The organism is Secundilactobacillus paracollinoides DSM 15502 = JCM 11969 (assembly GCF_001311135.1).
In the GTDB taxonomy this organism is placed as follows: domain Bacteria; phylum Bacillota; class Bacilli; order Lactobacillales; family Lactobacillaceae; genus Secundilactobacillus; species Secundilactobacillus paracollinoides.
This window is the reverse complement of sequence record NZ_BBAG01000099.1, coordinates 1-5,829: the sequence shown is the minus strand read 5'-3', so window position 1 is coordinate 5,829 and position 5,829 is coordinate 1. Positions and strand designations below refer to the sequence as shown.

At 43.9% G+C, this 5,829-nt stretch carries 3 protein-coding genes and 2 pseudogenes; all 5 read left to right on the top strand.

From position 1 onward, the window contains the following. A partial coding sequence (locus tag JCM11969_RS17380) for an IS30 family transposase (RefSeq protein ID WP_156319406.1) occupies positions 1 to 362 on the top strand: 362 nt, incomplete at its 5' end. Between the two features lie 132 nt (positions 363 to 494). Then, positions 495 to 1,825 (top strand): annotated as a pseudogene (locus JCM11969_RS15745) (SLC45 family MFS transporter). A 15-nt stretch (positions 1,826 to 1,840) separates the two neighbouring features. Continuing rightward, positions 1,841 to 4,098, top strand: a pseudogene (locus JCM11969_RS15740) (glycoside hydrolase family 65 protein). Positions 4,099 to 4,154: 56 nt separating this feature from the next. Further along, positions 4,155 to 5,138: an aldose epimerase family protein gene (locus JCM11969_RS15735; RefSeq protein WP_054712723.1), complete on the top strand. Its 984-nt coding sequence runs from the start codon at positions 4,155 to 4,157 to the stop codon at positions 5,136 to 5,138. A 2-nt stretch (positions 5,139 to 5,140) separates the two neighbouring features. Then, entirely contained in the window at positions 5,141 to 5,812 is a 672-nt protein-coding gene (gene pgmB / locus JCM11969_RS15730) for a beta-phosphoglucomutase (protein WP_054712720.1), read from the top strand. Positions 5,813 to 5,829: the final 17 nt, after the last annotated feature.

Here is a 5,829-nt window from a genome sequence, read left to right as displayed (position 1 = left end):
CTTCTAAAAGAACTTCAGAAGCAGTCACGGATACTTTGAGCGACTTAATGAAGCTATGTCCTGGTAGATCGTTAACGATTACCCCGGATAGGGGTAAAGAGTTTGCCAAAGTTCAATGTTTAACTGATAAGTTTGGTACGCCCTTCTACTTTCCCGATCCTCACTCTCCTTGGCAACGAGGAACTAACGAAAATACTAACGGCTTGCTTCGCGAATATTTGCCAAAAGGAACTGACCTTGATTCAATTACTGACCGCCGGATACAAGCATATGCAGAACAAATGAATAATCGTCCCCGTAAATGTCTCGGATGGAAAACGCCTTATGAAATATTCTTTAATGTAGTGTTGCACTTAATTTGACAATTCAAGCCTTAAATTTTGAAAATGCTCAATTAATTTTATGTAACCGTTTGCGATTTCTGCCAAAAAGTGCCATAATACAAAAAGCAAACGCTATTATTAATACGATATTTTGAATTGGAGGAATATGAAATGGATGAACAGAGTAGCGCAGCTGCAACCAAGAAGTCTGGTTTGCCCAAACTTACCGCCAGTACCATTTGGATGATCAACTTTGGCTTCTTCGGTGTGCAGATTGCTTTTACCCTGCAAAGCTCACAAATGAGTCGAATTTTTCAAACGATTGGAGCGGATCCCAATAAGTTGGGCTGGTTCTTTATTTTGCCACCTCTTGCAGGCGTAATCGTTCAACCAATTATCGGTTATTATTCAGATCGAACTTGGGCACCCAAGTTGGGCGGCCGTCGATTGCCATCATCGTGATGTGTCTGTTGCCTAATTCGGGGAGTTTTGGCTTCGGGTACGCATCAATTACGGCATTGGTATTCGGGGCAGTCACTGTTGCCCTGCTGGATGTGTCGTCTAACATTGCCATGCAGCCATTCAAGATGATGGTCGGCGATATGGTCAATGATGACCAAAAGAGTTATGCATACGGCATTCAAAGTTTCCTGTCAAATGGTGGTGCGGTCATCGCAGCCATCTTCCCATTTATCTTTACGGCATTCGGCGTCGCCAATACCGCTAAAAAGGGTGTCGTTCCACAATCAGTTGTGATTTCCTTCTATGTTGGTGCGGCAATTCTGTTACTGACAAGTTTGCTGACCATCTTCAAAGTTCATGAATATGATCCCAAGACTTACGCCAAATATCACGGTATTACTGAAGAGGCTAACTCAACCGGTGGTAACTGGTGGACATTGCTTAAGAAGGCACCGAAAGTATTTTGGACGACGACATTGGTTCAATTCTTCTGCTGGATTGCCTTCCAATATCTCTGGACATACGCTGCCGGTGCGATTGCCAGCAACGTTTGGAACACCACCAACGCCGCTTCCGCAGGCTACCAAGCTGCCGGTAACTGGTACGGTGTTTTAGCAGCCGTTCAATCAATTGCTGCCGTTGCCTGGTCATACGTTTTGGCTAAAATGCCAAATAACCATCACAAGTTGGGCTACTCAATCAGCTTGGCCCTTGGTGCAGTTGGCTTCATCTCAGTATTCTTCATTCACACCCAATACATTTTGATCCTATCATTTATCCTAGTCGGAATGGCATGGGCATCGATGAACACTTATCCATTAACGATGGTTACCAACGCCCTGTCTGGTGAACATATGGGGACTTATCTTGGACTGTTCAACGGTTCAATTTGCCTGCCACAAGTTGTTGCCTCACTTGCCAGCTTTGGCTTATTCCCATTATTGGATAACGCTCAGCCAAATATGTTCTTGTTGGCCGGCATCATCATGGCCCTGGGTGCAGCCTCGGTTGGATTTATCAAAGAAACTTACAAAGCATAGAAAGGACGTTTATTTATGAAAAGAACTTTTGAAGTGACGCCTTGGAACATTGTGACTCATGACTTCAAGCCAGAAGACAAACGGCTTCAAGAATCCATGACCAGCCTAGGAAATGGTTATATGGGGATGCGCGGATTCTTCGAGGAAGATTACAGTGGCGACACCTTAAACGGCATCTATCTTGGTGGTGTCTGGTATCCGGACAAGACCCGAGTTGGCTGGTGGAAGAACGGTTATCCCGATTACTTTGGGAAAGTTGTTAACGCGGTTAATTTCATCAAGATGCACATTAAAATTAATGGTGAAGCCATCGACCTGGCCAAAGACCAGTTCAGTGATTTCGAACTCAATCTTGATATGAAAAAAGCCTTGTTAACCCGCTCGTTTACGGTTACCAAAGGTGATGCCAAGGTGGCAGTCGAATTTGTTCGTTTCTTGAGCGTTGCCCAGCCGGAATTGTCCGTTCAGCGGGTGCGCGTTCAAAACGTCGGCTCAAATAAAGTGGATCTGGTGATTGATTCCGCTATCGACGGTGACGTTCAGAACGAGGACGCCAACTACGACGAACGGTTCTGGGAGGTTCTCTCAACTGAACAGGGGACTGATTCAGGCAATGTCCTTGCCGAAACAACCCCGAACCCGTTTGGGACACCCCGGTTCACTTCCGGAATGGAAATGCGTAACGTCACGGATTTGACTGCTGACAAAGTGGCTCAACCCAGTGAAAAAGAAGTTGTCAACGAATTCACCGGTGTCTTGGCACCCAATGAATCTGCTCAACTTGAAAAGCGCGTGATCATTGTGACTTCCAGAGATTATGATACTCAAGCTGCTTTAACTGACGCCATGCATCAATTAAGCGACAAGGTTGCCGGCCAGTCCTACGATGAACTGCTTGAAGCTCATGAGCAGGTCTGGGCCGATCGCTGGAACAAATCTGACATCGTCATTGATGGTGACACCGAAGCCCAACAGGGAATCCGTTTCAACTTGTTCGAACTCTTCTCCACCTACTATGGTGAGGATTCACGCTTGAACATCGGCCTAAAGGCTTCACTGGTGAGAAGTACGGTGGTGCTACCTACTGGGATACCGAGGCCTTTGCGGTGCCTGTCTACCTGGGAATTACCGATCCTAAGGTAACCCGCAACCTCTTGATGTATCGTTACAAGCAGTTGGACGGTGCGTACCATAACGCCAAACAGCAGGGACTCAAGGGTGCCCTGTTCCCAATGGTCACTTTTGACGGAATCGAGTGTCATAATGAATGGGAAATTACTTTTGAGGAAATTCACCGAAATGGCGATATTGCTTTTGCCATTTACAATTACACCCGTTACACCGGCGACACTTCGTATGTTCTAAACGAAGGTTCAAAAGTCTTGACCGAAATTTCCCGTTTCTGGGCAGACCGGGTTCACTACAGCCAGCGAAACAAGAATTACATGATTCATGGCGTGACTGGCCCTGATGAGTATGAAAACAACGTTGATAATAACTGGTATACCAACATTCTGGCCCAGTGGACGTTGAAATACACGCTTCAGATTCTTAAGGAAGTTTCACCCGAACAAGCTAAGAAGCTGAATGTTAGTGAAGATGAAAAGAAGCATTGGCAAGACATTGTCGACAACATGTATCTGCCATATGACAAAGATCTCAACATCTTCGTTCAACACGATGGCTTCCTCGATAAAGATCTCAAGCCGGTATCAGAAATTCCTGCAGATCAATTACCATTGAACCAGAACTGGTCATGGGACAAGATTTTGCGCTCCCCTTACATTAAGCAGGGGGATGTACTGCAGGGTATCTGGGACTTCATTGATGACTTTACACCGGAACAGAAGAAATCCAACTTTGATTTCTATGAGCAATACACCGTGCATGAGTCAAGCTTGTCACCTGCCATTTACTCCGTGTTGGCTGCTGACCTTCACTATGAAGAAAAAGCCGTTGAACTTTATGAACGAACAGCACGACTTGATCTGGACAACTACAACAACGATACCGTTGATGGCCTGCACATTACGGCGATGACCGGCGGCTGGATTGCGGTGGTCCAAGGATTCGCTGGGATGCGGGTTCGCGACGGCAAGTTGCATTACGCACCATTCCTGCCGAAGAAATGGTCACACTATTCATTTAGACAAGTCTTCCGTGATCGTTTAATTGAAGTCGACGTTGATCAGGATGGTTCCCACTTCAAGTTAATTGATGGCGAACCAATTACGATTGATGTTGCCGGTAAGCCTGTTGAATTGAGTAAGTAATAAGCATGATGATGAGCGAGAAATCGCTCATTTGCTGTATAGCAGGAAAGGATATCATGAAAGTAGTAGAGAAGGATTTTGGGCAATTACCTGACGGAAAAGTCGTGACGGCGTTTACCCTAGAAAATATCAAGCACACACAGATTACTGCACTTTCATACGGGGCAACTTGGCAATCGTTTTCCGTTGAACGTGATGGTGTCAAACAAGAATTGTTAGTCCAATTTGATGATTTAGCCGCGTATTTAGATAATCCATTCCATTTTGGAAATACAATTGGTCGTGTTGGTGGTCGTCTATCAAAAACTGATTATGATATTAATGGGGCACATTTTACATTAACGACAAATGATCATGGCAATGTTTTACACTCTGGCATTAATGGCTTTGATGCGGTTAATTGGCACGGTGAAGCAAGAAATTTGGGTACAGCGGCGGAAATTAATTTCACACGTACTTTTGATGATGAATTCGCCGGACAATTAGCTGCCCAAGTGACCTATCGATTGGACGATGAAGATCTTTTAGACATTATATTTAGTGGCGTTTCAACCGAGAATACATTGTTCAATCCAATGACGCATGTCTATTTTAATTTAGTTGGTAAGGATCAAGATATCAGTCAGCATAAATTACAAATTGCATCACGTCAACATCTTGAAGTTGATAATCACATGATTCCAACCGGTAACGTGATTGATAATCAAAATACAAAATTTGATTTTGCGCATTTGCATGCCTTGGGACAAGAGCATTACGATGATGCTTGGGTATTAGATCCCAGCCGTCAAGGAGAGGGAGTAGGACTAACTTCACCCGATGAAAGTTTGACCTTGACAGTGGATTCAGATCGCAATGGTGTGGTTGTATTCACTGCCAATCCTGACGATAGCAGTGACATTAAAACAGCGCTTGCTATTGAGATGCAGACCTTGCCTGATGCGGTTAATCATGAAGGATTTGGTGATATTGTTTTGCCAGCAAATGAAACAAAAACATATACTGTAACTTACCAAATTAAAAAAAGCGAGGATAAATAAAAATGGCTAAATTTTCAGATATTAAAGGTTTTGCCTTTGATTTAGATGGCGTTATTGCTGACACGGCGCGCTTTCATGGTGAAGCTTGGCATCAAATAGCTGATGAGGTTGGCACAACTTGGACACCAGAATTGGCTGAAGGTTTGAAGGGCATCAGTCGCATGGCTTCCTTGCAAATGATTTTGGATGCTGGGGATCATGCCGATGATTTTTCTCAAGCAGATAAAGAAGCATTAGCAGAAAAGAAAAATCATAATTATCAACAACTCATTTCAACATTGACGGAAGATGATGTTTTACCTGGCATGAAAGATTTCATTCAATCAGCTATGGCAGCCGGCTATAAAATGTCGGTAGCTTCAGCCTCTAAAAATGCACCAATGATTCTAGATCATTTGGGATTAACTGAGTATTTTGTTGACATTGTTGATCCCGCCACTTTGACAAAGGGAAAACCTGATCCTGAAATCTTCGTTCGTGCTGCGGAAGTCTTACATTTAGATCCAGAAAATGTCATTGGATTGGAAGATTCAGCTGCTGGAATTTCCTCAATCAATGGCGCAGGTGAAACATCACTAGCAGTTGGTATTTCAGATGTGTTGTCAGGAGCGGATCTGAATTTTGAGTCTACTTCAGAAGTGACATTAGCAAATATTGAAGCTAAAATGCAATAGATAACGGCAAATTCTAT